Below are 26,151 nucleotides of genomic sequence, written 5' to 3' on the forward strand. Positions count from 1 at the left end.
AACCCTTCTCCAGCAACAAATGCGAAAGATAGGCTCCATCCTGTCCCGTCACTCCCGTTATAAGTGCTGTTTTTGCTTTGGCTTCAGACACGCTATGATCCTGTTTTCTGATCGAGAATATCGTGCGCCTGTAGCCCGTACCAGCCACGGATCAACCCCCGCAGTCCGGCAGTTTGACCGAACTAATCCAGCAAATGGCGGAAATCGGCAAGAATTGCCGGTAGCGAATAGCTCCTGATGACAGCTTTCCTTCCGCGTAAACCGCGTTGCGCAGCCTCTGCGCGCCCCTCCGCGCTGACGATATGTTCCATTATCCGTGCCAGTCCATCCGCGTCTCCGGGAGGCAGCACCCACCCGCACTCTTCTTCTTTGACAACCAGTGCCAATTCGGATTCCGGATGGGCCATAGCGATGATCGGCGTGCCTGCAGCCATGACATTATACATCCGGCTGGGCACGGAAACGCCAAGCATGTTGTCGACAAAGGCAATGACGACCGCGTCGGCACCGCTCAGCATTCCGGGAAGCATGTCACGCGGCTGACGGGGTAGCTGAAGCAGCGGTATTCCCGGTTTTTCTGCGGCTGAAACCAGCGATGCCTTGCCACCGAAGCCAACGAACTGGACGGCGATGTCATCGCGGTCACCCAGGCTGCGAGCCGCCTCAAGGATCGCCTCGACATCGTGTGTCCGCCCGATATTACCGGAAAACTGGATGATCGCACGCTGTTCAGGGTTGTGCTTGGCGGAAAACGGGTTCTGGTCTGCCTCAATTGGGCGGATCTCATCAACATCTCCCCAATTGGGGATGACCATTACGCGATCATGCTCATTACCAACCCGGCGTTCGGCTACCTTCGCCATATCGCGTCCTAGCACGACGATCTTTTCATAGAGGCGATAGGTCGACCCGATAAATGTACCAAGCAGGCGATCAACCACACCGCCGCTCTTGATGAAGCCAGTAGCTACCAACACTTCTGGATAGACATCGTGGACGAGCAAGAACGGCCTTGCCCCCTTCAAGCGGGCGATGAAACCGACAATTGGCGGCAAGGTCGGTGGGTTGGTGAGCACAAGAACCCGGTCACCTTTGCCAAAGCTGAAAAGCGCGCGAATTGAAATGCTGAAAGTCAGGGTCAGCAGATTCAAAAGTCTGCCAACCAACCCATCCTTGTCGAACCTGGTCGACCACGCCCGCCTGATCTCAACACCGGCATGCGTCTCGCGCGCGGGGACGTTCATATCTCGCTCGCTGTAAGTTGGGCGACTGCAAAGCGCCTTCACCTCGAACCGGTCCGCAAGGCCCTGGGCAATATGCGTGACGAAGTACCCGGTTGATGTTTCCTCGGGATAATAGAGTTCTGAAACGACCCAGAGACGCGGCTTGTTCATTGAGGTTTTCCCGAGCGCACGATCGCACCCAAGGTGCTGAAAAGATCGCTGTGATGCTGGCGCAGCAGATTGTCTTCCGGATCGAGCAAGCTGTCTTCGAACAGGTTGGCGTAAGCTCCCGGCGACACTTTGCCGATACATGCGGAGGCCCATTTTGGTACCGCTAGACTACGCACAGGCTTTCCGCTTCCTTCCTCTATCGCGCGCGCTGCCAACGCATAAGTGAACGGTTGCGGATCGGCAGCGAAGCGGATCCCCCCATCATCATTGGCAGCAAGCAGTGCGATAGCGTCTGCGGCAAGCTCAGTCGAAATCATGGAGCGGCTGATGTCATCCATCGGCACGGGCCACCAACCAAGGCGGCGCCACGTGTTGAGCAGTTTTTCGACCTTTCGCCCACCTTTGAGAGGATCCAGAATTGCCGGGAGCCGTAGAGACACACATTTCAAACCTCCAGCGGCGGCTTCCAGCATTGCCTCGTCGCCGCGAAGTTTGCTCAAACCATATGCGCTGCGAGGCTGAGGCGCTGTGGCAGCTCCGATACGCTTCTGGAATCCGTAAACTGAAAAAGACGAAATGTGGACCAACCTATCTACCCCGGCCTTACCGCAGGCCAGCGACAACCTTCGGGGCAATTCCACATTTGCATCATTAAGATCGTCCTCGGGCGCATCCACGGCACCGGCGCAATTGATAACGACCGCGAACCCTTCCAGATCCTGCGCCGATACCTGCTGATACCGGGCAACGATCCTCTCGTTGTTGCCGGATGATTTTCTGACGAACAGTGTAGCTTCGGGAAAGTGCTTCTGCACAAGCAGGCGAGCGATCGCACTGCTCCCTCCGACTATTGCAATATCGCGGCCCTTTTTCATGGGAGCGCCCTTTGGCACAGGCCATTAAGCGAGGAAAGCGTTGACTGGCATTAGGCAAGTTCCCATTAAGCCGCGCGAACTGTTTACCGGATTGACAATGGATCGAAAAATCTACGCACTGGCGAAACGCTCGCTCGATATCCTTGTATCGTTGGCGGTCGGCATCATTGCCATCCCGGTTGTTCTGGTCATTTCTCTTGCGATCAAGGCCACATCGAAAGGCCCGGTACTGTACTGGTCCGACCGGGTGGCGGCAGGAAGCGGCACTTTCAGAATGCCCAAGTTCAGAACGATGCGCGTCGGAACCCCGGCTGTGGCCACGCACCTGCTCGATGACGCGGACAGCATGTTGACCCCAATTGGAGGTTTCCTGCGCCGTAGCAGCCTTGATGAGATTCCCCAGCTGTGGTGCATCCTGATTGGCGAGATGTCGTTGGTCGGGCCGCGACCGGCATTGTTCAACCAGGATGATTTGATGGCATTGAGGCACGAAGCCGGCGTTGCCGATCTGGTGCCGGGCTTGACCGGTTGGGCGCAGATCAACGGGCGCGACGAGTTACCGCTCCCTGTCAAGGTGAAGCTTGAGCGAGAGTACATGGAAAACCGTTCATTCTGGTTCGATGCGAAGATAATTGCGATGACTGCCTGGAAAGTTATCTCCAGCAAGGATGTCCAGCACTAGAGCGCTTGCTTGTGCGCCGGCTTATTCGGCCCTTGCCGCCTTCACATCGCGATCATGATCAAATTCCGGAACGATCTTCATCAGAGCACCAATTGCCTCATCATTGCTTGTACAACGCTCGATCGTTGTAACGAACTGATCGAGTGATGCTCGGTCAGCAAAGGCCTCCGAAGCTTTCATGATGCGCTTGTGGTCCGTCTTCTCGGGCTTGCTACCGATCAACAGTTCTTCATACAGTTTCTCGCCAGGCCGCAGACCGACTTCCGTTATCTCGATGTCTCCGTCGGGATTCTCGTGTTCGTCGTAAACGGTCAATCCGGACAACTCGATCATCGTCTGTGCAAGATCGCCAATCCGTACAGGCTTGCCCATATCGAGCACGAAGACCTCGCCTCCACGCGCCATGCCGCCTGCCTGAATAACCAGCAAGGCAGCCTCCGGAATCGTCATGAAGTACCGATTCACGTCCTTGTGAGTAAGCGTGACCGGCCCACCGGCTTCAATCTGCTGGCGGAAGAGCGGCACAACCGAACCGCTAGATCCCAGGACGTTTCCGAACCGGACCATGGAGTAACGTCCCTCGCGGGCTTCCGATGCCCGTGACTGCACCAACTGCTCGGCCGCGCGCTTTGATGCGCCCATGACATTGGTAGGCCGCACGGCCTTGTCCGTACTGATCAGAATAAAATCGGCCGCGCCGAATTGCTCAACGGCCGCGAGAAGGCGCGCAGTGCCCAATACATTGTTACGGATGCCTTCAAGCGGGTTGGCTTCCACCAGTGGCACGTGTTTGTAAGCCGCTGCATGATAGACCGTTTGCGGCTGCCAGAGACGAAAAACACTGTCCACCGTCTCACGGTCGGCAGCCGAACCCAATACCGGAACAATCTCTATTTCTCGGCCCAGCTCTGCAGCAAGCGCGGCCAGCTCCATCTCTATCGAGTATAATGCAAACTCGGATATTTCGAGCAAAACCAGGGTTTTTGGCCCGATTTGGACGATTTGACGACAAAGTTCGCTGCCAATCGAGCCTCCCGCACCTGTCACAAGTACCGTCTTGCCCACGATGGTCTTGCCCAACAGTATCTCGTTGGGCGGCACGGTATCACGGCCAAGCAGATCCTCGATCTGGATTTCCTTGAGGTCATTTACCGAAACGGTGCCATCAACGATCTCTGACACTGCTGGCAGTGTCAGAACGCTGACCTTATACGGTCGCAGTTGCTCGATGATCTGGGCGCGCCTTTTGCGTGAAGCATTGGGAAGCGCAAGCATGACCCTGTCGACACGTCTTTTCTCGATAGCCTTGCTGAGTTCACTGCTGTGGAAGATGCGCGTTTCGTTGAGGCGCTGCCCGCGCAATCGCTTATCATCATCGATAAAGCCGACCAGCATCAGATTGGGTTCGTGGCGCATCGCAAGCGCCAGTTGTTGTCCGGCGGCCCCCGCACCAAAGATCATCACCCGCTGAATCCCGCCCCCAAAGTGATCGGCCAAGACGACATCGGTCACAAGATAACGAATTCCGACACGTGCCGTCGCCATCAAACAGAAGAACAGGATTGGCTGGATGACCGCAACGGTACGTGGAATGTCCGGAACTTGCCGGAAAAGAAACACGATCATCAGAGGTAGGGAATAGGCAAAAGTAGCCTTGCCCAGATTGAAGATTGTGCGCGCACCGGCAAAGCGGAAAATGGTGGAATAGACGCCGCTCAAGTAGAATATCGGAGCAAACAGCGGCACCGCGACTGCGGCGAAGAACAGTGGCTCTGAGACAGGGAAGCTCAACGCGCCAACCCTGAGCGAAAACGCCACGAAAGTAGCCAAGATACAGAGTGTTACATCGGCCGCAAAAACCATGAGGCTTTTTTGCATCCGCGGAATACGAACGAGCGAAACCGTCGCATCCTTGATGCGCTTACGCCAAGACTTCCTGGTTGCTTCGATAAAGCTCATGGCAAGGCCACTACATTCAAAAGGCTGTATTAGGAAGCAAAGAACGTCGAGTTTTTTGCAGTGCAGCAAAAACCTTTCTCACATTTGCGGGCGACAGCTGCCTTGTGCATCTCCACCCACCCTTGTAATCGCCCTGCAACATCGTCATTAGGGCGACGCGGCAGGCCACAGACGGAAATTCGATGAATTTCACCCATCCTTTTCTCGACGAAAGCGGTGACGACAAACTGCATGAAGAATGCGGTGTGTTCGGCATTATCGGCGGAGATAACAAAGCTTCGGGCGTAACGGCACTGGGGCTCCACGCCTTGCAGCACCGCGGCCAGGAAGCTGTCGGTATCACCAGTTTCAACGGCAGCGAGTTCTACACACGGCGAGCGATTGGCCATGTGGCGGAGAACTTCGGCACCGAAGAATCACTCGCTGAACTTCCGGGACACATGTCCGCCGGCCACGTCCGCTATTCCACCACTGGCGGATCGGGCCTACGCAACGTGCAGCCGCTCTATGCGGATCTGGCAAGCGGCGGTTTCGCGGTGGCGCACAACGGTAACATATCCAACGCTGCAACGCTGCGGCAGGATCTGGTCGAAAAGGGTGCGATTTTCCAGTCGACCTCTGACACCGAGGTTATCATCCATCTGGTCGCAACCAGCCGTTATCCGACCATGCTGGACAAGCTGATCGACGCACTGCGCATGGTCGAAGGCGCATATGCGCTGATCGTCATGACGCCGCGCGGAATGGCCGTGTGCCGCGATCCGATGGGTATTCGCCCGCTGGTGATGGGCAAGCTGGGCGATGCAACCGTGTTCGCCAGCGAGACAGTGGCGCTCGACGTCGTGGGTGCGACCTTCGAGCGGCAGGTTGATCCGGGCGAATTTATCGAGGTCGATTTCGACGGGACCATGCGCACACATCGCCCGTTCGGCAACGTGCCCGCCCGCCCCTGCATTTTCGAACACGTTTACTTCAGCCGGCCCGATTCGATCTTCAACAAACGCTCCGTCTACGACAGCCGCAAGAGCATCGGGATCGAGCTCGCCAAGGAAAGCCCTTGCGAGGCGGACCTTGTCGTTCCCGTGCCAGACAGCGGTGTTCCGGCTGCTATCGGCTACGCGCAAGAGAGCGGTATCCCGTTCGAGCTGGGCATTATCCGCTCGCACTACGTCGGGCGCACCTTCATCCAGCCAAGCGACGGCGCGCGCCACGCAGGCGTAAAGCGCAAGCACAATGCCAACCGCGCCATCGTGGAAGGCAAGCGCATCGTCCTGATCGACGATTCGATCGTGCGCGGCACGACCAGCATGAAGATCGTGCAGATCATGCGCGATGCAGGCGCCGCCGAAGTGCATTTCCGCGTCGCCAGCCCGCCAACCGGTCATGGCTGCTATTACGGAGTCGATACGCCCGAGCGTTCCAAACTGCTCGCGGGCCGGATGGATCTTCCTGCCATGCGCGAATTCATCCAGGCCGATAGCCTCGCCTTTGTTTCGATGGACGGGCTTTACCGCGCAGTGGGAATGGCCGGTCGTGACAATGCCTGCCCGCAGTATTGCGATGCCTGCTTCTCCGGCGACTACCCCACCCCGCTTACTGATCTCGCGCGCCGTGAACACGGCGAGGCGCAATTGACATTGGATGTAAGCAAGGGTGTGCAAACCCCTGAAAACGAGGACGCTTGATGTCTGACACTTCTTCTACGGGCCCGCTTGCGGGCCAGGTCGCGCTTGTCACCGGTTCCAGCCGCGGGATCGGCGCAGCGACTGCCAAGGCTTTGGCTGCCAAAGGGGCACACGTAGTGATCACCGGCCGCCGCGTGAAAGACCTCGAAGGCGTGGAAGACGCCATCCATGAAGCAGGCGGCACAGCCACGATTGCGCCAATGGACCTGACCGATGGCGAGAGCGTGGGCCGCCTTGCGCAGGCGATTGCGGAACGCTGGGAAAAGCTCGACCTGCTGGTGATCTGTGCAGCGCAGCTCCCTGTGCTTACGCCCGTCACGCAAATCGAGCCGAAGAGCTTCAACGAAGCCCTCACGCTCAACGTGCTCGCCACGCAGGCGCTGATTGCCGGTTTCGATCCGCTGCTGAAACGATCTGAGGCGGGCAAGATCATCGGCCTCACCAGCTCTGTCGGTGCAGAGCCGCGCCCGTTCTGGGGAGCCTATGGCGCGACCAAGGCAGCGTTCGAAAACCTGCTCCTCAGCCACGGCAAGGAAGTGGAGCGCATTTCCGAAATCCGCATCGCGATAATCGACCCGGGCGCGACTCGCACGGCCATGCGTGCCCGCGCCTATCCGGGCGAAGATCCGCAAACAGTGAAGCCGCCAGAGGCTGTTGCGGACCGTATCGCAGAACTGGCCGAAGACGGATTCGCCAACTTGCACCGCGAGCGGGTGGAAACATCCTCTTAACCTTACCTGGTAACTCCGTGGTAAGCATTTCCCGACATTCTGCGCAAAGCACACGGGTAGGGACCGTACAGCTTAGAATAGGTTTGTCTGACGATGAGCATGCAGAATACAATCGGTCGATACGACATCGCCGCCCAGGAAGATCGCAGCGCCCCCCGCACGCGCATCATGATCCCGGCGCAGCTTCGTGCATCGGGCAATCGTGCCTTCCAGACGGTGGTCAACGACCTGTCGCTGAGTGGCTTTTCCGCCACCGCCCTCAATCGCATGCACGTCGGTTCGATCTGCTGGTTGACCCTGCCCGGTCTTGAAAGTCTCCAGGCAGAGGTCGTGTGGTGGGAAAACGGCACCGCCGGTTGCGCCTTCACAAACCTGCTCAGTCCGATCGTCCATGATAACATCCTCGCCCGTTACCGCGGCGACGGATCGTTCAAGGGCTGATTACGACCACCCGCAAAACCTGGTCAAAGTGAAAAGGGCTCCTTCGGGGCCCTTTTCTTTTGTGCGGTGCCCTAGTCCGGAAGCCTCTGCACATCCCTTCCCGGCGTGCCGAGCGGCGGAAGCGCACGAGGCCTTAGCGGCGTTACCGGCTCCTCGGTCATGCGCTGGTTCAGCAGCGATATCGCCGTGCCCAGCTGCGCATCCTGGCCGTTGAAACGGGCGTGCGGCATGTTCTCGACTTCGTAGTCGGGGCCGACACCGTATCCCTCGAGGATCCAGTTTCCGTTGATGTCGTACTGGGCATATTCGGCAACGCGTACCGCGCCGTTGTCGACGAGGCGATTGCGATCGGACAGCCAGATGCCAGCCCCTGCCGTGCGGGTACCTACGAGCGGCGCAAGGCCGAGCGATTTCATGCCCGCCGCGAACGTCTCGCCATCCGAATAGGTCCGCTCGTCAATCAGCACGACAACATGCCCCCGATAGGCATTCTGCATATTGGTTGTGGCAACACCTTCTCCTTCGGGATCGGTCCAGAAGGCCCACGGCTGGCGAAGGAACTGGTTGATGATGATCGAATCGATATTGCCGCCGTTGTTTCCGCGCACGTCGATGATCAGGCCGGGCCGATCCATCTGCGCAAAGTAATCGCGCGCAAAGGTCGCAATGTCACCCGAGCCCATGGATCGCAGGTGGATGTAGCCAATGCTTCCTTCTGTTGCGGCATCCACAGCGGCGCGGTTGGTTTCAACGAAGTCCCAATAGGCTGCCGTGCGCGCCCCGCCCCAGCTCATCGGCTCGACAATAGCGCTGGTCGATGCACCTGCACGGGTCAGGTCGAGCCGCACCTGCTGGCCCGACTTGGATGCCAGCGCGAGCCGCAGGTCTGCGAGCGAAGCAACCGGTCGGCCATCTACGCGGCGAATGATGTCACCCGCGCGAACATCAACACCCGGACGACGCAAGGCCGGGCGCTGTGAAACCAGGTCTGCCTCTGCGCGATAGATGCGGTCGATCCGCAGTCCGCCCGAGACCGGCGTATATTCCGCGCCGAGGAAAGCCATATCACTGTTCTCGCCATCTTCGGGCAGATCGCCGGAGCGGACCTGGCTGTGCAGGATGCCGAGTTGCGAGGCCATCTGGCCGAGAATCGTGTTCAGTTCCGCGCGGTGTCCGATACGCGAGAGCAGCGGCTCATGCTGCGCGCGCACCGCATTCCAGTCGACCCCGCGCAAGGCAGGATCATAGGCGAAATCGCGGTGCATCCTCCAGGCATCGACGAACATCTGCTGCCACTCGGAAACCGGATCGATGGTGACCCGCCAATCGCCGAGGCGCACGCGGTTGGGAGCCATATCATCGGGCACATCATCTGCCGCAGGGACCAATGCAAATGTCGGCTGGCCATTAGACCGGCCGATGACAAGCACCGCCTCACGATCTGCCGAAAGGCTGAGACTTTGCGCATCAGCGGCAAAGGTCTTCTCTTCGGCGTCGCGACGGTCGATCTTGATCGAAATCGCGTCGTCATCGCGGAAGGTGTAGAGGAAGTTCTCGGTCGCCAGCAGCATGCGCCCGACACCAGCGTCGGCAGGCACCTGATACAGGCGGTCTGCCAGTCCGCTCAGAACGATATTTGCGGAGGCTTCCTCCTCCTCGCTGCTTTCGCCCTCTTCTCCCTCGGCTGAAGCCCCTTCGCTCTCTTCTTCTTCATCTGAGGAGCGGGTCAGCTCATTCTCCTCGGTGAAGCGGAAATCGGACTCGGGATCGAGCTGGAGAGCGTAGATTCCGCCGCGATCGGGAAAACCGACGCCCATGTTGCGGTCACCCCACGGGCTGCCGGGGGACGGGGCAAAATTGCGATCAGAGATGAAATAGAGCCACGCGCCGTCATGCGCAAAGGCAGGGGCATAGTCGTTGTACTTGCCAGAAGTGCCGCGAACGCGTGCGCCGGTGGCGACATTCTGCACATAGATGTCTGACGTGTTGCCACCGTTCTCGCGTCCACCCTCGGCATAGGCTACGTAGTCACCATCGGGAGAGAAGCTCACGCCGGAGAAGGGATTGTCGCTGCCGCTGTCGTTCTGACGCAGCAGGGTTACGCGGCCCGTCGCCACATCAACGCGTTGCAGTCGCGCGGCCTTGTCGCGCACGATCAGGCTTTCACCATCGGGGGCGACATCGAAAGACCAGATATGCGCATCATAGCCGCGCGTGATCGCAGTGGGCTCGCCCGAACCATCGGCTGGAACGCTGTAAAGGTCGCGCGCGTCGCCGCGGTCAAGTATCAGGAACACCTGCTCCCCATCGGGGCTTTCGACAGCTTCGCGTGCACGTGCATCCATCGGCAGCGTCAGTTCGACGCGGCGTGCCTGCCCCGGAGCGCCCAGCGCCACGCGGCCACGCGCGGTAACCGCCACCCGTTCGCCCGAAGGCGCGATGTTTGCCGCATCGGTGAGCGTAAGCGGATTGTCGATGGTGCGTGGACGGGTCTGCTCGCGGTCGGAGACGATATCGAGTGACAGGGTGCTGAGCGTGTTGGAGGCAGTGGAGAAGACGTGAAGATCGGCGCCGTTCTGCAGCACGATGTCACCGCCATCCATGCTCGCCTGAAGTACCGGGAAAGCGAATTCTTCCGAATGCTGCGTCACACCGCTACCATCCTCGGCAACCGACCACACGGCATCCGCACCGCTCCGGTCGGACACAAAGTAGATGCGGCCGCCATGCGCCATCGGGTTGCGGATCGGAGCGCCGAAATCGGCAAGTAGCTGTGTCGCCTCGGCATTGCCGCCGGTCCAGCGCCACAGCTGCATCATGCCGCCGCCGCGATATTGCACCGCGTTGTCGTTCGCCCGGGTTCGCAAGCCACGGCGCGAGAAGAACAGACTGCCATCGCTGCCATAAGTCGCGTCATGCGCGCGCCAAAGCGGGATAGGCGTTGCACCGCCGCCAGCGGGATCGACGGTGTAGAGGACTTCGGCTTGCCCACCGCCCTCGGCAGAGGACGAGAACACCACCCGGCCATCGGGCGTCCAGCCGACGGTGCGCACTCCGCCGCCTTCAAAGGTCAACCGCCGCGGCGCTCCGCCGGCAACGGGCATGACATAGACATCGTTTGAACTGTCGTAAGCAGCGTTGAAAGCCACCCAGCGCCCGTCAGGAGAAATCGCCGGATTGGTCTCCTCCTCCTCGTGATTGGTCAGCCGGATCGCCGAACCACCATCCCGCGCCGAGCGCCACAGGTCGCCTTCGCTGGCAAACACCAGAGTATCACCGTGCGCCGCCGGATACTGGTAGAACCCCTCCTCGGCGAAAGCAGGCGAAGCCGTGGTAGCGAGCAGAGCGGCGGCGAGAGTGGCGATACGCTTCATGGAAGTCCCCCTGAATTTGATCGCGGGAGAATGACCAGAAGGTGGTGTGGTGACAAGGCGCCACTTGTGCACCCCATGTCGCTTGCAGAAACGGGTCAGCTGTTGGTCGGATGATCCGCCCGAGGCGGCCTAATCCCGCTCCACCGCCTTCGCTTTGCGGGTCGAAAACATGCCGGTCGTATCGACCACGGCTTTCTGCAGGTAGCTGTCGCCTTCGAGCCGCTTGAACTGGCGGTGGCCGACGAGGAAGGTCACGATATCGGCGGCTTCGCGGGCTTCGTCCGAGGTGACAAGTTTCACGTTTTCACGGTCAGCGAGTGATGCGGGCAATGCGGAAAGGTTCGGCTCCACCACCAGCACTTTTGCGCCTTCGATCTCCGCCACCATCTCGACGATTTCGAGGGCTGGGCTCTCGCGCACGTCGTCGACGTCGGGTTTGTAGGTAATGCCGTAGCAGGCAACGGTCGGCACCTTGAACTTGTCTGCCAGTGCGCGCACTTGCGACACGACGCGGTGCGGTTTGTCGTCATTCACAACGCGCGCCATGCGAATCAGGCGAGCCTCGTCTGGCGCGCTCGACACGATGAACCACGGGTCCACCGCGATGCAGTGACCGCCCACCCCTGCCCCGGGCATAAGGATGTTCACGCGAGGGTGCTGGTTTGCCAGTTCGCGGACCTGCCAGATATCGGTGCCGAGTTTGTCACAGATGATCGAAAGCTCATTGGCGAAAGCGATATTGACGTCGCGATAGGCGTTTTCGGAGAGCTTACAGAGCTCCGCCACGCGGCTGTCGGTGATGTAGCAGGTGCCCATCACGAAGGTCTGGTAGAGCGCTGCCGCCTTGTTCGCGCAGTCCTGCGTCAGGCCGCCGATGATACGATCGTTGCTGACGAGCTCGCGCAGCATCTGCCCTGGCAGGATTCGTTCGGGGCAATGGCACAGCGCAACATCGGCCTGGCTGTCTTCATCGCGATATCGAGGGAAAGTCAGGTCGGGGCGTTCCTCTGCCAGGATCTCGCCCAGCCGCTCGGTCGAGCCGACGGGAGAGGTACTCTCGAGGATCACCACATTGCCCTTTTCGAGCACCGGCGCGATGGTGCGCGCGGCGGCCTCTACGAAGGTCATGTCCGGCCCTTCGTTCACCATCGGCGTGGGCACGGCGATCAGGAAGAATTCGGCCGATTCTGGCGTGGTTGTCGCGCGCAGGCGCTTGGTATCGACCGCAGCCGAAAGCAGCATCTGCAAGTCCGGCTCTTGGAAATGCGCCTGGCCAGCGTTCACTGCATCGACGACGCTTTCGTTCACGTCGAGGCCGATGACCTCGTGACCACGGCTCGCCAACATGGCGGCAGTCGGCAGGCCAATATAGCCAAGACCTACGGTACAGACTTTCATTGTGCTTTGGCTTTCACGAATTGGGCTACGCTGGCGGCGATCTTTTGGGCGGCGGTGCCGTCGCCATAGGGGAAGACCTTGCGCGCGCGGCGCTCGTAATGATCGGGTTCGTTGAGGAGCCGCGTGGCTGCGGCCATAATACCTTCGACAGAAGTACCGACGATCTGCGCAACGCCCGTCGCAACCGCTTCGGGCCGCTCGGTTACTTCGCGCATGACGAGGACGGGCTTGCCCAGCGCTGGCGCTTCTTCCTGAATGCCGCCGCTATCTGTCAGAACAAAGTGTGCGGCCTGCATCAGCGCGACCATCTGAACGTAGTCGACAGGCGGGATCAGGTGGACATTGCCCGTATCGCCCAGTCGCTCTTCCACTACGCTCTTAACCTGCGGATTGAGGTGTACGGGATAGACAATCTCTGCATCGCCGCGTTCGGCCAGTGCCTTCAGCGCATCGCAAATGCGTGCAAATCCGTCGCCAAAGCTTTCACGGCGGTGGCCAGTGACGAGCACAAGTTTTTTCGCCGGGTCGAGCGAAAGCCCGAGGCCTTCCAACTCATTACCCTGCAATGTACCGGCAACGTGTAGCAGCGCATCGATCCCGGAATTGCCCGTGATTTCGATATGCCGCACGTTGCCCTGCTTCTCGGGCCGTTCTTTCTTGAGGTTCTGCGCAGCAATGCTGGTGGGGGCCCAGAGCAGCTCCGCCACGGCATCAATGGACACGCGGTTATACTCTTCAGGCCACGGGCGCTGGATATCGTGGCTGCGAAGGCCTGCTTCGACATGGCCGACAGGCACGCGGTTGTAGAAGGCGGAAAGTCCCGCTGCCATCGCGCTGGTTGTGTCGCCGTGCACCATAACCAGACCGGGCTTATGCTCGGCGATCAGCGCATCCATTTCGCGCATCACGCGGGCAGTAATGTCCGATAGCGTCTGCCCCGGTGTCATCAGGTTGAGATCGATGTCCGGAGCCTCGTCGAACACCGCAAAAACCTGATCGAGCATCTCGCGATGCTGGCCGGTTGTCACGACTTTCAAATCGAGTTCGGGCACCTGCCGCAGTGCGCGCACCACGGGCAACATCTTGATCGCTTCCGGACGCGTGCCGAAGACGAGCAGGACAGGCGTCACCTGATGGGCGCCGGTGATAGAGTCAGGACTAAGTTCAACCACGCGCAAGCCTTAGCGATTCCGCGTAAAAATATCCTTTCCGCGCCGTTCACTTTGCAAAACCTAGCGCAGCATGGGTTCGGTCGGCTCTTCACCGATCACCACACCTTCTTCGCCGCGCCGAGCATCCACGGCCCTCTGCACAGCGGCATAGAAGCGATTGCGTTCGATCCCCTCGCCATTACCGCCAGTGCTGTCCGGCCAGTTGGAATTGCTCGCAATCACCAGGTTTCGCGCCGGATCGATAAAAATTCCCTGCCCGAACAGCCCGCTGGCCGCGTAGGCATTGCCCGGATAGGTCCACCACTGGTAGGCATAGCCGCGTCCAAAGCGCCCGGTTTCAAATTCCGGGGCGGTTGCTTCCGCAAACCAGCCCTCGGGCACGACGCGTTCACCGCCAGCCATGCCGCCGCCCAGGGCGAACAGACCGAAGCGCGCCATATCCCGCGTGCTCGCCTGAATGCAGCAGCCGGATATCTCGCTGTCCGTGTTGGAGAGCAGCCACGTCGCATCCTGCTCCATCCCGAACGGTGCCCAGACTTTTTCGGAAAGGTAATCGGCGAGGTTTTTGCCGGTAGCATTGCGCACCAGCACGCCGATCATGTTGGTTTCGCCGGTATTGTACTGCCAGCGCGTACCCGGCTCGGCCTCACGCGGGAGCTGGCGCATATAGTCGACCAGCGAATCGACACCCTCTTCACTCGACACATGTTCGTTGAAGCGGGCGATATCGCTCTCTGGGTCGTGGTAGTCCTCGTTCCAGCGGACGCCGCTCGACATGGTCAGTAGCTGGCGCACGGTCACGCCATCATAGGCAGAGCCCGCAAGGTCGGGAATATAGCGGGTCACCGGATCGTCGAGGCTGTCGATATAGCCATCGGCGATCGCAGCGCCGACGAGTGTGGAGGTGTAGCTCTTGGCGACCGAGAAACTTGTCCACTTGCCATCCGCACTGAAATCAAGGCCGTAGCGTTCCAGCACCACTTCGCCGTTGTGGACCACCACGATGGCCGCCGAGTTCTGGCTATCCATAAAGGCGTCCATATCGAAGCCATCAAGGTCCAATGGCTCGCCATCGGGCAAAGGATAGGTCGCATCCCCTGCTTCGATCACGCGTGCTTCGGCAAGCGCGGGAAACTGGTCGAGTGCGCGAAATGCGAGTTCGCGCTGTTCGACAGACCAGAACAACACGTTGCGATCAGTCGGCATGCTGGCGAGGACCGCGCGTTGTTCATCGGTGAGCGTCGCCACGAAGATGCCGCCTACTACCAGCAAGGCCAGCACCACTCCGCCGATCCACTTTATCATTCGCCTGCTCCCTTTTTCACCAATGTCACCTGGCTCACCGTGATGCCGCCACCGCGGAAACCGCCTTCGCAATACATCAGATAGAACCGCCACAAGTCACGAAACTTTGTGTCAAATCCGTCGGGAAGCATTCCGGCCTCTGCCGCTGCATCAAAGCGTGTCCGCCAGAGCTTGAGCGTTTCGGCATAGTCGATCCCGAAATCTTCCTGGTCTTGCCAGTTGAGCCCCCGCTCCTCGGCCAGTGCGCGAAATTCGCTGGTGCGGATCAGCAAACCACCGGGAAAGATGTAAGCCTGGATGAAGTCGGCGCTCTTGGCATAGGCATCGAACAGCTCGTCCCGCATGGCGATAAACTGGATCGCAGCGCGCCCGCCCGGCTTCAGGTTGCGCGCGACGCAATCCATGAAGGTCGGCCAGTATTCGCGCCCCAGCGCCTCAACCATCTCGACGCTGACGATGGCATCGAACTGGCCCGAAGTGTCGCGGTAGTCCTGCTTGAGGAACTGGACACCCGGATGGTGCTCGCGCGCCCATGCAAGCTGCTCATCCGAAAGGCTAATGGCATCGACACGCGCGCCTTTGGCGGCGAAGTGACCTGACAATGCGCCCCAGCCACACCCGATTTCCAGCACACTCTCCGGCGAGCCAACGCGCTCTGCAAGCCGTTCCCATTTGCGACGTTGCGCGGCTTCAAGTTCATTGTCCGCGAGGCGATATGCGCTGGAATAGCTCATCGTTGGGTCGAGCCAAGCAGCGTAGAAATCGTTGCCGAGGTCGTAATGCGCGTGGATGTTCTTTTCCGCCTGCGCCTTGGTGTTGCGATTAAGCGCGTGAAGGGCCTTTGCCGCCCACCGCCATGGCCCCTTGGCCCGCGCAACATCGCCCATCGCGTCAGCATTCTCGACAAACAGCGCGAAAAAGCTGACCGGGTCTTCGCAAGACCATTCACCAGCTTCCCACGCCTGATAGAGGCCGATCGAACCGCCCGTGGCGATCCGCATCAATCCACGCCAATCGTGCAGGTGCACCTCGCATTCAAACCCGGGTGCGCAGCCGCCCAGCGTCCGGCGAGACCCATCAGGAAAGACGCCGTAGAGGGTGCCCTTCTCCAATCCTGCATCAATCCGGTCGAGTATCTTGCCCGCGGCAGGCGCAAACGCACGTGCCAGCAGACCGGGTTTGCCCCCGTATCGCTGCCCGCTCTGGAGCAGCACTCCGCCTCGTTCATTCCGGCTAGCCATCGCGGCGTTTTATGCCGCCCCGTAGAAGTCAGAGCAAGGAGCGAGGATTTGCTACGCAACATTCTTCTGTTAGCAATCCCGCCGGAGGGGAAGATCATGGACAATCCATTGCTCAAGAACATCGTCGCCGCTGTGGTTGGCGTTATCGTGGCAGGTGTCACCGTTGGCATCGTCGAAATGGCCGGACACGCGATATTCCCGCCACCCGAAGGGCTCGATATTACCAACCCCGAAGATCAGGCTCGAATCATGCAGGAAATCCCGGCTGCTGCCAAAGTAGCGGTGATGATCGCGTGGTTCCTTGGGGCCTTTGCCGGATCATGGACAGCGCGCAAACTTGGTGCGACTAGCTGGCCATCCTGGCTCGTCATTGCCCTGATGATCGGAGCCAGCGTCTTCACTACACAGATGTTCCCGCATCCCTGGTGGATGGTGCTCGGTGCGCTGATCCTGCCGGTTATCGCCCTCATGATTTCCGGTCGGATGATACCAAGACCCAGACCCTGAGAGGTTCGTTCAGGCTTTTGCGGCGCGATAGGAGGAAAGCGCCCGCTCGCGCGCTTCCTTGTGCCCGATGATCTTGGACGGGTAATCGGCCGGCTTACAGCCGTTCTCCTCGGGATCGTGAATGTACGGGTCATCCAGATCGGCCAGTTCGGGCACCCATTGGCGGATGTAGTCGCCCGCATCGAACTTCTCCGATTGCGAGAGCGGTGCCATGATCCGCACGAACATGTTACTGTCCACGCCGGTGCCGCTCACCCATTGCCAGTTGGTGGCGTTGGAGCCGTAGTCCGCATCGCACAGCGTGTCCCAGAACCATCGCTCGCCATGCGTCCAGTTGATCAGCAGATGCTTGATCAGGAAACTTGCGCAGATCATCCGTACGCGATTGTGCATCCAGCCCGTTGCCCAGAGCTCGCGCATGCCGGCATCGACAATGGGGTAGCCCGTCCGCCCTTGCTGCCACGCCTCCAGTTCTGACTGAATGACGTCACCGCGATTGGGATTGCGCCAGAAGCTCTCTTCGTAACCATCGCGGTACGGCTCCACCCCGTATTTGGGGAACTGGCAGATGACATTCTGCGCATAGTCGCGCCAGACCAGTTCTTGCCGGAAAATGGTCGCGCCTTCAGAGGTGTAGCGGCTCATCGCCTCCCACAGCATGCGCGGAGATACTTCGCCGAAGTGCAGATAGGGTGACATGCGGCTGGTGCCGTGAATGCTCGGCAGGTTGCGCTTCTCATCATAGTCGGAGACCTGGTCGAGGTAGTCCTTGAACCGCTGCATCGCTGCCGCTGTACCGAAGTCCTCGCCCCAGAATTCGCGCATACCACCGGCCCAGTCTGGGGTGGTCGGAAGCAAATCGAGGTCGAAGAGGCTGTCGCTGTCCGGCCAATTATCCAGGCTGGAAAGGCTCGGTTCGGGCAGGATATCGAAGCCATCGATCGCAGCAAACATGGCGTTCTTGAACGGGGTGTAGATCTTGTACTCCCCGCCCGATCCTGTCCGCACGGTGCCGGGCGGAAGCAGGTAGTTTCCATCGTGCAATTCGAGTGCGACCTTTTCCTTCAATTCGCCTTGCGCCTTGCGCCACCAAGGCTCGTAATGGCGGATGGCGTGGACCGCCTCTGCGCCAGTTTCCTCGACCAATTTGGGCAGGACATCGGTTGCCTTGCCACGCCGCAGGACAAGCTTGGAATGGTGCCGCGCAAGGTCCTTTTCGAGCGCTTCCAGAGCATGATGCAACCGCCACCGGCTCGCCCCGCCCATCTTGTGATCGCCCGGTGTCTCGTCATCAAGAATGAACACCGGAATAACCGGCCCGGCCTGCGCGGCGGCATGGAAGGCGGCCTGGTCGCACAGGCGCAGATCACGCCGCAGCCAGACGATTTGTGGTTTGCTCAAAACTAGTCCCCGCTCACCCTGAGCCTGTCGAAGGGTCGTCGTTACTTTCCGCGCGGCGCCAGAAGAAAAAGCGGTCCTTCGACAGGCTCAGGACGAGCGGAGTTCTTTAGTGCTAACGCGGTATTGTCGAGAGCAGTTCCACGCATTCAAAATTGGGAAGTGCGAGCGAGAAACGGTCACGCGCTCTAGGATCGTAGAAGCGAGCGTCGCGCAGGATTATCGAGCCGTCCTCTGCGCGCTCTGCAAACGGTGTACGAGACCAGAAGAGAAACGCGTCCAGCTGAGAGTTTGTTTTCCGCGCATCGGACAGATCAGGCCAAACACAATAGGAATCTTCAGGAACGATGGAAACTTGAGGGTTGCGGACGCCTGATTTGGCATAGAACCAAGTGTGGTAGTCTCCCTCGAGAATAACCTCTCGGTCCCAAAATACTAAAGGTACAGGGCTGGCAATCGCTTCATAGTTCCAGTCCGCGTTCGTGCGTTCCTGCCACGTCGTAATCCCCGCATTCATCCCAATATAAGCCAGCGCAGCCGCCAAGACGACACGCGCAGTCTTGCGCCAGTCACCACCGCGCTTCTCCTTGCGCAGCGACCACCACAACCCAAGCCCCATCAAGCCCCACAGCCACACATCGATAATGAACAGGGTATCGCCATAGAACCACTGGCTCGAGAACGGTTCGAGCAGGCGGATGCCGTAGACATTGAGCCAATCGAGTGCCGGGTGGGTCAAGCAGCCGAGGAAAGCCAGTCCGTAAAGCCAGCCGAAATGGACGGGCACCCTCCCCTCGGGCCGCTTCCCCCGCGAGGCTTGCAAGCGGTCCCAGCCCCATAACAGACCCGCCAGTATCAGCGGCAATAACACCAGCGCGGGCGGTCCGTGGGTTATTCCGCGGCGGAAGCCAAGATGCTCGGTCCCTTCGAGCCAGAAGAAGCACGCCGCATCCACATCGGGCAGGTTCGCACCGATGATGAGCGCGGGCATGGCCAGCCCGGTTTTCTTCTTCAGGCCCGTCTGCCCGATCAGCGCCCCGACCAGCGAATGCGTGAGATTATCCACGCAGAATCAGCCTTCCACCGACCAAGTCTGCCCCTTCGCCAGAAGCGCAGCCAGGTCGGGCTCCTTGCCCTCGCTCAACCTGCGGTTTTCCTCGACGACCTGTTCTTCGAAAGCCGGACGTGGATCGTCATACAAAACGCCAAGTGCCTTCGGGAATTCGCCGAACGGAAGCTCCACCAGCATGTGCGCGACTGCGCGGTTGGTGACGTCATGACGGATGACCTTGGCCGCTTCCCAATCTCCGTCGACGACATCCACGACTTCAAGCCGCAGCGTATTGTGATTTAGCGTGATGCCCTTCTCGCCCTTGGCGAAAAGCATCGGCTCTCCGTCTTCCAGCCACAACTGCTGGTCTTCCGCGCCCTTCGGGGCAGCGAATTCGTTGAACACGTCCTTGTTGTAGACGATGCAATTCTGGAAGATTTCGATAAAGGCAGCACCCTTGTGCGCGTGAGCCGCTTTCAGAACTTCAGGTAACTTTTTCGACACGTCGAAACCGCGTGCCACAAAGCGCGCGCCCGCGCCCAGCGCGAAGGCACATGGCTCAGTCGGGCGGTCAATCGATCCGGCCGGCGTTGAGGGACTTGTGGTGCCCGGCCGGCTGGTCGGTGAATACTGCCCCTTTGTCAGACCATAAATCTCGTTGTTGAACAGCATGATCTGCATGTTCACGTTACGGCGCAGCACGTGCATCAAGTGATTGCCGCCAATGGAAAGTCCGTCGCCATCACCCGTCACCAGCCACACATCCAGATCCGGATTGGCCAGCTTGACGCCCGTGGCCACCGCCGGTGCGCGGCCGTGGATAGTGTGGAAGCCGTAGCTCTCGATGTAATAGGGGAAGCGGCTGGAACAGCCGATACCGCTGATGAAACAGGTGTTGGACGGATCACATCCAAGCTGCGGCAGCGTGCGCTGTACCGCTTTCAGAATCGCATAGTCCCCGCAACCGGGGCACCAACGCACTTCCTGGTCGGTTTCCCAGTCCTTGAGAGTGGTTTCGATCTTTACGGGAGCGTTCATGCGTCGTCTCCAAGCGGGCTGGGTAGCTGGTCATCGTTAACCTCGACCTGACCGCCTTCATTGTCGGGGATGCCATCAAAATACTTGCCGATCGCCTCTTCCAGTTCGGCAATGGCGAATGGCTGGCCGCTCGTTTTGGTAAGCGGCGTGGCATCGACGAGGAACTGGTCGCGCAGCAGTGTCTTGAACTGGCCAGTGTTCATTTCGGGCACCAGCACGTGGTCATAGCTCTTGAGCAAATCACCCAGATTGGCGGGCATCGGCCAGATATTGCGCACATGGATATGGCTGACGTCGAGGTCCTTCTTGCGCGAGCGGGTCACGGCCTGATGGACCGGACCGTAGGTCGACCCCCAGCCGACAACGGCCAGCTTGCCGCCAGCCTCACCCACGCACACGTTCTGATCGGCCACTGCGATGTTGGCGATCTTGTTCATGCGCGCATCGGTCATCGCCTGATGGTTGTCCGGTGAGTAATCGATATGCCCGGTGTCCACCGCCTTTTCGATCCCGCCGATACGGTGCATCAGGCCCGGCGTGCCCGGCTTGATCCACGGGCGTGCGCCCTTTGCGTTGCGCTTGTAAGGGAGGAGCTCGTCATCCCCCTCAGCATTCTTTGCGTTCTTCTCCTGCAGGAACGCGACAGGAGTGCTTTCATAACTCTCGGGATCGGGCACCAGCCACGGCTCGCTGGCATTGGCGATATAGCCGTCTGTCAACAGCATGACTGGGGTCATGTACTCCACTGCAATGCGGCAGGCCTCGATCGCGCATTCGAACGCATCCGAAGGGCTGCGAGCCGCAATGACAGGCATGGGAGCATCGCCATTGCGGCCATAGACGGCCTGGTAGAGATCGCTCTGCTCGGTCTTGGTCGGAAGGCCTGTTGAAGGACCACCGCGCTGTGAGTTGACGATCACCAGCGGTAGCTCGGTCATTATGCCGAGGCCCATCGCCTCGCCTTTCAGCGCAATGCCGGGGCCGGACGACGAGGTGACACCGAGCGAGCCCGCGTAGCTCGCCCCGATGGCGGCGCAGATTGCGGCAATCTCGTCTTCTGCCTGGAAGGTGGTGACGTTGAATTCTTTCAGCTTGGCGAGATGGTGCAGGATCGCCGAGGCCGGCGTGATCGGATAGCCGCCGAAGAACATCGGCAGCTGAAGCAGCCGCGCACCCGCCACAAGGCCAAGCGACACCGCCTCCGCCCCTGTCACGGTGCGATAGAGCCCCGGCGCAGTCGGTACCGGATCGAGATGGACCTGCCGCAGCGGCCCGGCCAGCTCTGCCGTCTCGCCATAGGCATGCCCTGCATCGAGCGCGGCGATATTGGCGTCGGCAATGTCCGGCTTGTTCTTGAACTTGGTGCGCAGCCAGTCCTGCAGCGGACCGCGCTCGCGGTCGAACATCCACAGCGCGAGGCCCAGCGTCCACATGTTCTTGCAGCGCAGCGCATCCTTGTTGCCGAGGCCGAAAGGCTTCACCGCTTCTACCGTCATAGCGCTGATATCGAGCTTCAGCACATCGAACTTGGCGAGAGTATCATCCTCCAGCGGGCTGACATCGTATTTCGCCTTGTCGAGATTACGCTTCGAGAATTCCCCGGTGTCGACAATCACCAGTCCACCGGGCTTCAGCGCTGGCAGGTTCACTTTCAGCGCTGCAGGGTTCATCGCCACCAGCACATCGGGCGCGTCACCTGCGGTATCCACTTCACGTGCGCCGAAGTTGATCTGGAAGGCGGAAACGCCAAACAGCGTACCCTGCGGCGCGCGGATCTCGGCGGGGAAATCGGGGAAAGTCGCGAGGTCATTGCCTGCCAGCGCGGTGGAAAGCGTAAACTGACCACCCGTCAACTGCATCCCGTCGCCGCTGTCACCGGCGAAACGGACAACCACCGCATCCTGTTGTGAAAGATCCGACCGTGTTTCGGCGACTTGGCTTGCCATACAATTTCTTCCTGCCGCGCCGCTGCGGGCGCTCATTGCTATTCGGGCTGGCACCTAGGTTCCCAAACCTGTCGAGACAATCAAGTTTTTCTGTCCAAAGGGCAATAGGCAGCTTTTACCCGTCCCCCACCGACGCTAAAGCCGGTGAATGAGCACACCAGATCGCAGCAAATACCGCCCGTGCGTTGGCACGATGATGATCAACGCAGCGGGCGAGGCCTTCGTTGGCAAGCGCATCGACAACCGTGAAGGCGACTGGTGGCAAATGCCCCAGGGCGGCGTGGATGACGGAGAGGATCTGGTCGAAGCCATGCTGCGTGAACTGGGGGAGGAGACAGGCGTTGCGCCCGATCACCTGCAAGTCGTGCACCAAATGGAAGGCGAGCTGTTCTACGACTTGCCGCCCGAGCTACATGGCAAGCTGTGGGGTGGAAAATATGTCGGCCAGCGTCAGGCATGGTTCCTGGTGCGGTTCACCGGAGATGATTCAGACATCAATCTGGAGGCGCACAAGCACCCCGAGTTTTGCGAATGGAAGTGGGTCGAGCCTGACTTGCTACCAGAACTGATAGTGCCGTTCAAACGTGATGTTTATCAGCGAGTTGTGGATGATTTTAAATCCCGCTTGTGAACCCCCGTCATCCCAGCGAAAGCTGGGATCGCTGTAAGCAAAGCTCCAAAATCAACCCGATCCCAGCTTTCGCTGGGATGACGCTAGATCAGTTCTGCGTCACATCTTCGGTCGGGTCGACCACCTCAGCAGTCATAACCGGCGGGCCGGCCTGAATTGCCGCGGCAAGCTGCTGCGTTTCTGCGCAACCGTCACCGCACAGGCTCTGCAACTCTGCCAGATTCTCGCGGGCGGCCGAAAGCGCGCCCTTCTCCACCATTGCCTCACCCTCGCCCGAAATCGCGGCGAGGTTTTCCGGATCGCGTTCCTGCGCTTCGCGGTAGTAGTGGATCGCCTTGCCCTGCAGACCTTCAGCCCGCGCAGCCTCGGCCAGCTCGATATAGACCTGCGTATATCCAGGATCGATCACCAGTGCAGCCTCGTAGGCATCAATCGCACCCTGTGCATCGCCTTCAGCCAGCAGCGCTTCACCCTCTGCGACAAGCGCTACAGCGCGCGGATCGGGATCGTATGTACTGGCGTGTCCCACACTGGCGCTAACCGCTGCGAAAAGCGAAAGGGCGGCGGCGGCGGGTGCGAAACGCATGATTGTCTCCTTGACCTTGGCGGGATATTTCTCGGTCATCGGCGGTTGAGGTATCACGCTTTACCTAGACGTGCGATGAAAAATCCGTCCGTCCCGTCACGGTGCGGGCTGAGGCGGATTCCTTCGCCATGCGGCGCTCCGAGCGGTAGCTTGGGCGTGGCGGACCGCCAATCGGTGTTGTTAGCAAAAAACGCGGCGACTTGGTCCTTCCCCTCCTCGTCGAGCAGTGAGCACGTGACGTAAGTAAGGTGACCGCCGGGCTTCAGCAGTTCTGCACCAAGTTGCAGCAGCCGCGCTTGCAGGGTGGTAAGCCTCTCCAGCTCCCGCGGGGTAAGCCGCCAGCGTGCCTCCGGATTTCGCCGCCAGGTGCCCGTGCCCGAACACGGCGCATCGATCAGCACGTGGTCTGCCTTGCCCTGCCACGCTGCAAGCGCTTCGGCTTCCTGTCCCGGGTTGAGCAAAATGGTCTCGGCAATAGTCGCCCCCGCCCGTTCGGCGCGCGGGCCAAGCTGACCGAGACGACGGCGGTCGGTATCGGCGGCGATCAATGTGCCTTTGTTTTGCATTGCAGCCGCCAGAGCGAGCGTTTTACCCCCTGCTCCTGCGCAAAGATCGATTACGGTTTCGCCCGGAGCGGCAGCGACGGCCATACAAGCAGTCTGACTGCCCGCGTCCTGCACTTCGATCAGACCATTTGCGTAGGCATCCCAGTCCTCAACGCGCGTTCCCGTGGGGAAACGCAAGGCATCAAGCCCGCCTATCGGCTCGCCCGCCTCCGGCAAAGCACCAATTTCTCCAGTGACCTTGAGCCTGTTGATGCGCGTATCGAGCGGCGCGCGGGTGAGCAGGCTTTCTGCCTCCTCCTGCGAAACTCCCGAAGCGATCAGACGGTCTTCGAGCCATTCAGGCGCAACCCCGCCCTCGGCAACGGGCTCGCCCTCGCCGATCGGCTGCGGGCCGTAGCCTTCGCCGTCGAACAGTGTGCGTAGGTCCTCACGGTTCTCCTCGACCATCCCGAGCATCGCCGCCCGACCACTCGATGGCACCGGCCCGCAGGCACGGATAGCGTCGTAAACCAGCTCGCGAATGGCGCGCTTGTCCTTCGATCCGGCGAAGCGGTGGTCCTTGAACCACTGCGCAATCAGCCGGTCAGCAGGCGGCCCCTGCCTACGGGCGGCGTCGATCACGCCATCGAGCACTTCGATAGCGGCCTGAACTCTTGCGGAAGGTGTCACTGCCTTGCTCTACCGCGTCGGGTAGTTCGGAGCTTCGCGGGTGATGCTCACGTCGTGGACGTGGCTTTCGCTCAGGCCGGCATTGGTGATGCGGATGAACTGGCCGCGCTCGCGCAGATCGCGAATGGTCGCGCTGCCGGTATATCCCATGGCTGCCTTCACCCCGCCGACGAGCTGGTGAACCACGTCGCGCGCGGGGCCCTTATAGGGCACCTGCCCTTCGATCCCTTCAGGCACCAGCTTCATCTGGTCCTTGATGTCCGCCTGAAAATACCGGTCCGCCGAACCGCGCGCCATTGCGCCCACGCTGCCCATCCCACGATAGGACTTGTACGCACGCCCCTGATACAGGAATGTCTCGCCCGGAGCTTCCTCGGTACCCGCAAGCAAGGATCCGACCATTACGGTCGAAGCGCCTGCTGCGAGCGCCTTTGCCGCATCGCCTGAGGTACGCAGACCACCATCGGCAATAATCGGCACATCGCCCGCCGCGCTCGCCGCATCCATGATCGCGGTAAGCTGAGGCACGCCGACGCCTGCGACAATACGCGTGGTACAGATAGATCCCGGGCCGATGCCGACCTTCACCGCATCTGCGCCCGCATCGACAAGCGCCTTGGTCGCTTCCGCCGTCGCAACGTTACCGGCGACAATCTGCACGGTATCTGACAAAGCCTTCGCGCGTTTCACGGCTTCGCCCACAGCTTTGTTGTGGCCATGCGCGGTATCGATGATCACGACATCGCATCCGGCCTCGACAAGCGCCTCTGTCCGCTCGAAGCCCTTGTCACCCACGGTCGATGCCGCAGCCACGCGCAGGCGGCCGCCTTCATCCTTGGTCGCATCGGGATTGAGCACGGCCTTCTCGATATCCTTCACGGTTATCAGGCCGACGCATTTGTTGTCGCCATCGACAACCAGCAGCTTCTCGATCCGGCGTTGGTGGAGGATCTTGCGCGCCTCTTCCTGACTCACGCCTTCGGAGACCGTGGCGAGGTTCTCGCTCGTCATCAGTTCCTTCACCGGCTGACGTGGATTGTCGGCAAAGCGCACGTCGCGGTTGGTGAGGATGCCGACGAGCTTGCCATCGGGCGCGGTCACCGGAATGCCGCTGATCTTGTGCTGGTCCATCAGCATCTGAGCATCCCCCAATGTCGCATCGGGAGTGATCGTGATCGGGTTGACGACCATGCCGCTTTCAAAGCGCTTGACCCGGCGCACCGCGTCGCACTGTTCCTCGACCGTCAGGTTGCGATGGAGCACGCCGATGCCGCCCATCTGCGCCATGACGATAGCCATTTCGGCCTCCGTCACCGTATCCATCGCCGCGCTGAGAACGGGGATGTTGAGCGCGATAGCCTTGGTCAGCTGTGTCTTGGTGGAAGCCTGCGACGGCAGGATGTCGCTTTCGGCGGGCTGGAGGAGCACATCGTCGAAAGTAAGACCGGTACGAATGTCAGTTGTGTGAGCCATCCGGCCCTCTGTCATAAAAGGGGGTGATT

Annotated in this window: 21 protein-coding genes; 6 read left to right on the forward strand and 15 right to left on the reverse strand. The window is 60.2% G+C overall.

The window, feature by feature from the left end; genetic code table 11:
* Positions 1-182: 182 nt before the first annotated feature.
* Complete coding sequence (locus OOZ52_RS11030) at positions 183-1,394, reverse strand: glycosyltransferase family 4 protein (RefSeq protein WP_274698580.1); 1,212 nt, start codon at positions 1,392-1,394, stop codon at positions 183-185.
* Positions 1,391-2,269: an NAD-dependent epimerase/dehydratase family protein gene (locus OOZ52_RS11035; protein WP_274698581.1), complete on the reverse strand. Its 879-nt coding sequence runs from the start codon at positions 2,267-2,269 to the stop codon at positions 1,391-1,393. The genes OOZ52_RS11030 and OOZ52_RS11035 overlap by 4 nt, the downstream gene beginning before the upstream one ends.
* A gap of 97 nt (positions 2,270-2,366) precedes the next feature.
* On the opposite strand from OOZ52_RS11035, the gene OOZ52_RS11040 reads away from it, so the two are divergent.
* A complete protein-coding gene (locus tag OOZ52_RS11040; RefSeq protein WP_274698582.1) occupies positions 2,367-2,951 on the forward strand; it encodes a sugar transferase in 585 nt (194 codons plus the stop codon).
* A 21-nt stretch (positions 2,952-2,972) separates the two neighbouring features.
* On the opposite strand, the gene OOZ52_RS11045 is transcribed toward OOZ52_RS11040, so the two are convergent.
* The gene (locus OOZ52_RS11045) at positions 2,973-4,979 is read right to left on the reverse strand and encodes a polysaccharide biosynthesis protein (protein ID WP_274698583.1); all 2,007 of its coding nucleotides are present in this window, start codon (positions 4,977-4,979) and stop codon (positions 2,973-2,975) included.
* 113 nt (positions 4,980-5,092) lie between these two features.
* On the opposite strand from OOZ52_RS11045, the gene purF reads away from it, so the two are divergent.
* The 3 genes from purF to OOZ52_RS11060 all read left to right on the forward strand — a co-directional run bounded on the left by purF (position 5,093) and on the right by OOZ52_RS11060 (position 7,767).
* Positions 5,093-6,595 carry an amidophosphoribosyltransferase gene (purF, locus tag OOZ52_RS11050; RefSeq protein ID WP_274698584.1) on the forward strand — a complete coding sequence of 501 codons (1,503 nt, stop codon included), beginning with the start codon at positions 5,093-5,095 and terminating at the stop codon, positions 6,593-6,595.
* A complete protein-coding gene (locus OOZ52_RS11055; protein ID WP_274698585.1) occupies positions 6,595-7,326 on the forward strand; it encodes an SDR family NAD(P)-dependent oxidoreductase in 732 nt (243 codons plus the stop codon). Before purF ends, OOZ52_RS11055 begins: the two co-directional genes overlap by 1 nt.
* A 99-nt stretch (positions 7,327-7,425) precedes the next feature.
* Positions 7,426-7,767, forward strand: coding sequence for a PilZ domain-containing protein (locus tag OOZ52_RS11060; RefSeq protein ID WP_446698127.1), 342 nt, complete (start codon positions 7,426-7,428; stop codon positions 7,765-7,767).
* A 71-nt stretch (positions 7,768-7,838) separates the two neighbouring features.
* Here the strand turns inward: OOZ52_RS11060 and OOZ52_RS11065 are convergent, their stop codons facing one another.
* The 5 genes from OOZ52_RS11065 to OOZ52_RS11085 form a co-directional block, all read right to left on the reverse strand.
* Positions 7,839-11,141 (reverse strand): S41 family peptidase, encoded by a 3,303-nt coding sequence (locus tag OOZ52_RS11065; RefSeq protein WP_274698587.1) that lies wholly within the window; start codon positions 11,139-11,141, stop codon positions 7,839-7,841.
* 129 nt (positions 11,142-11,270) lie between these two features.
* Positions 11,271-12,539, reverse strand: a complete 1,269-nt coding sequence (gene wecC, locus OOZ52_RS11070; RefSeq protein ID WP_274698588.1) for a UDP-N-acetyl-D-mannosamine dehydrogenase — start codon at positions 12,537-12,539, stop codon at positions 11,271-11,273.
* Complete coding sequence (wecB, locus tag OOZ52_RS11075; RefSeq protein ID WP_274698589.1) at positions 12,536-13,711, reverse strand: non-hydrolyzing UDP-N-acetylglucosamine 2-epimerase; 1,176 nt, start codon at positions 13,709-13,711, stop codon at positions 12,536-12,538. The genes wecC and wecB overlap by 4 nt, the downstream gene beginning before the upstream one ends.
* Before the next feature lie 60 nt (positions 13,712-13,771).
* Positions 13,772-15,016: a serine hydrolase domain-containing protein gene (locus OOZ52_RS11080; protein ID WP_274698590.1), complete on the reverse strand. Its 1,245-nt coding sequence runs from the start codon at positions 15,014-15,016 to the stop codon at positions 13,772-13,774.
* Positions 15,013-16,257, reverse strand: a complete 1,245-nt coding sequence (locus tag OOZ52_RS11085; protein ID WP_274698591.1) for an SAM-dependent methyltransferase — start codon at positions 16,255-16,257, stop codon at positions 15,013-15,015. The genes OOZ52_RS11080 and OOZ52_RS11085 overlap by 4 nt, the downstream gene beginning before the upstream one ends.
* Before the next feature lie 96 nt (positions 16,258-16,353).
* On the opposite strand from OOZ52_RS11085, the gene OOZ52_RS11090 reads away from it, so the two are divergent.
* A complete protein-coding gene (locus OOZ52_RS11090) occupies positions 16,354-16,764 on the forward strand; it encodes a hypothetical protein (RefSeq protein WP_274698592.1) in 411 nt (136 codons plus the stop codon).
* Between the two features lie 9 nt (positions 16,765-16,773).
* On the opposite strand, the gene OOZ52_RS11095 is transcribed toward OOZ52_RS11090, so the two are convergent.
* From OOZ52_RS11095 to OOZ52_RS11110, 4 genes are all read right to left on the reverse strand, one after another.
* Positions 16,774-18,165 carry a cryptochrome/photolyase family protein gene (locus OOZ52_RS11095; protein WP_274698593.1) on the reverse strand — a complete coding sequence of 464 codons (1,392 nt, stop codon included), beginning with the start codon at positions 18,163-18,165 and terminating at the stop codon, positions 16,774-16,776.
* A 112-nt stretch (positions 18,166-18,277) separates the two neighbouring features.
* Positions 18,278-19,228 (reverse strand): metal-dependent hydrolase, encoded by a 951-nt coding sequence (locus OOZ52_RS11100; RefSeq protein WP_274698594.1) that lies wholly within the window; start codon positions 19,226-19,228, stop codon positions 18,278-18,280.
* Positions 19,229-19,234: 6 nt separating this feature from the next.
* The gene (locus OOZ52_RS11105) at positions 19,235-20,251 is read right to left on the reverse strand and encodes a 2-oxoacid:ferredoxin oxidoreductase subunit beta (protein ID WP_274698595.1); all 1,017 of its coding nucleotides are present in this window, start codon (positions 20,249-20,251) and stop codon (positions 19,235-19,237) included.
* Complete coding sequence (locus OOZ52_RS11110) at positions 20,248-22,197, reverse strand: 2-oxoacid:acceptor oxidoreductase subunit alpha (RefSeq protein ID WP_274698596.1); 1,950 nt, start codon at positions 22,195-22,197, stop codon at positions 20,248-20,250. Before OOZ52_RS11110 ends, OOZ52_RS11105 begins: the two co-directional genes overlap by 4 nt.
* A 148-nt stretch (positions 22,198-22,345) precedes the next feature.
* Between OOZ52_RS11110 and OOZ52_RS11115 the strand changes: the two genes are divergently transcribed.
* Complete coding sequence (locus OOZ52_RS11115) at positions 22,346-22,828, forward strand: RNA pyrophosphohydrolase (protein ID WP_274698597.1); 483 nt, start codon at positions 22,346-22,348, stop codon at positions 22,826-22,828.
* 88 nt (positions 22,829-22,916) lie between these two features.
* Here OOZ52_RS11115 and OOZ52_RS11120 read toward each other — a convergent pair whose 3' ends face one another.
* Genes OOZ52_RS11120 through guaB form a run of 3 tightly spaced genes read right to left on the reverse strand, consistent with a single transcriptional unit; the run spans position 22,917 to position 26,122 of the window.
* The gene (locus OOZ52_RS11120) at positions 22,917-23,453 is read right to left on the reverse strand and encodes a tetratricopeptide repeat protein (RefSeq protein ID WP_274698598.1); all 537 of its coding nucleotides are present in this window, start codon (positions 23,451-23,453) and stop codon (positions 22,917-22,919) included.
* A gap of 14 nt (positions 23,454-23,467) precedes the next feature.
* Positions 23,468-24,649 (reverse strand): RsmB/NOP family class I SAM-dependent RNA methyltransferase, encoded by a 1,182-nt coding sequence (locus OOZ52_RS11125; protein WP_274698599.1) that lies wholly within the window; start codon positions 24,647-24,649, stop codon positions 23,468-23,470.
* 9 nt (positions 24,650-24,658) lie between these two features.
* Positions 24,659-26,122 carry an IMP dehydrogenase gene (gene guaB, locus OOZ52_RS11130; RefSeq protein ID WP_274698600.1) on the reverse strand — a complete coding sequence of 488 codons (1,464 nt, stop codon included), beginning with the start codon at positions 26,120-26,122 and terminating at the stop codon, positions 24,659-24,661.
* Positions 26,123-26,151: the final 29 nt, after the last annotated feature.

This window comes from Aurantiacibacter sp. D1-12 (genome assembly GCF_028858515.1).
Taxonomy (GTDB): domain Bacteria; phylum Pseudomonadota; class Alphaproteobacteria; order Sphingomonadales; family Sphingomonadaceae; genus Alteraurantiacibacter.

Bases quoted from the DNA above. Each gene is read 5' to 3' on its own strand.
- OOZ52_RS11030 (WP_274698580.1), bottom strand. From the start codon at position 1,394: ATGAACAAGCCGCGTCTCTGGGTCGTTTCAGAACTCTATTATCCCGAG.
- OOZ52_RS11035 (WP_274698581.1), bottom strand. From the start codon at position 2,269: ATGAAAAAGGGCCGCGATATTGCAATAGTCGGAGGGAGCAGTGCGATC.
- OOZ52_RS11040 (WP_274698582.1), top strand. From the start codon at position 2,367: ATGGATCGAAAAATCTACGCACTGGCGAAACGCTCGCTCGATATCCTT.
- purF (WP_274698584.1), top strand. From the start codon at position 5,093: ATGAATTTCACCCATCCTTTTCTCGACGAAAGCGGTGACGACAAACTG.
- OOZ52_RS11055 (WP_274698585.1), top strand. From the start codon at position 6,595: ATGTCTGACACTTCTTCTACGGGCCCGCTTGCGGGCCAGGTCGCGCTT.
- OOZ52_RS11060 (WP_446698127.1), top strand. From the start codon at position 7,426: ATGCAGAATACAATCGGTCGATACGACATCGCCGCCCAGGAAGATCGC.
- OOZ52_RS11065 (WP_274698587.1), bottom strand. From the start codon at position 11,141: ATGAAGCGTATCGCCACTCTCGCCGCCGCTCTGCTCGCTACCACGGCT.
- wecC (WP_274698588.1), bottom strand. From the start codon at position 12,539: ATGAAAGTCTGTACCGTAGGTCTTGGCTATATTGGCCTGCCGACTGCC.
- OOZ52_RS11080 (WP_274698590.1), bottom strand. From the start codon at position 15,016: ATGATAAAGTGGATCGGCGGAGTGGTGCTGGCCTTGCTGGTAGTAGGC.
- OOZ52_RS11085 (WP_274698591.1), bottom strand. From the start codon at position 16,257: ATGGCTAGCCGGAATGAACGAGGCGGAGTGCTGCTCCAGAGCGGGCAG.
- OOZ52_RS11090 (WP_274698592.1), top strand. From the start codon at position 16,354: ATGGACAATCCATTGCTCAAGAACATCGTCGCCGCTGTGGTTGGCGTT.
- OOZ52_RS11105 (WP_274698595.1), bottom strand. From the start codon at position 20,251: ATGAACGCTCCCGTAAAGATCGAAACCACTCTCAAGGACTGGGAAACC.
- OOZ52_RS11110 (WP_274698596.1), bottom strand. From the start codon at position 22,197: ATGGCAAGCCAAGTCGCCGAAACACGGTCGGATCTTTCACAACAGGAT.
- OOZ52_RS11115 (WP_274698597.1), top strand. From the start codon at position 22,346: ATGAGCACACCAGATCGCAGCAAATACCGCCCGTGCGTTGGCACGATG.
- OOZ52_RS11120 (WP_274698598.1), bottom strand. From the start codon at position 23,453: ATGACCGAGAAATATCCCGCCAAGGTCAAGGAGACAATCATGCGTTTC.
- guaB (WP_274698600.1), bottom strand. From the start codon at position 26,122: ATGGCTCACACAACTGACATTCGTACCGGTCTTACTTTCGACGATGTG.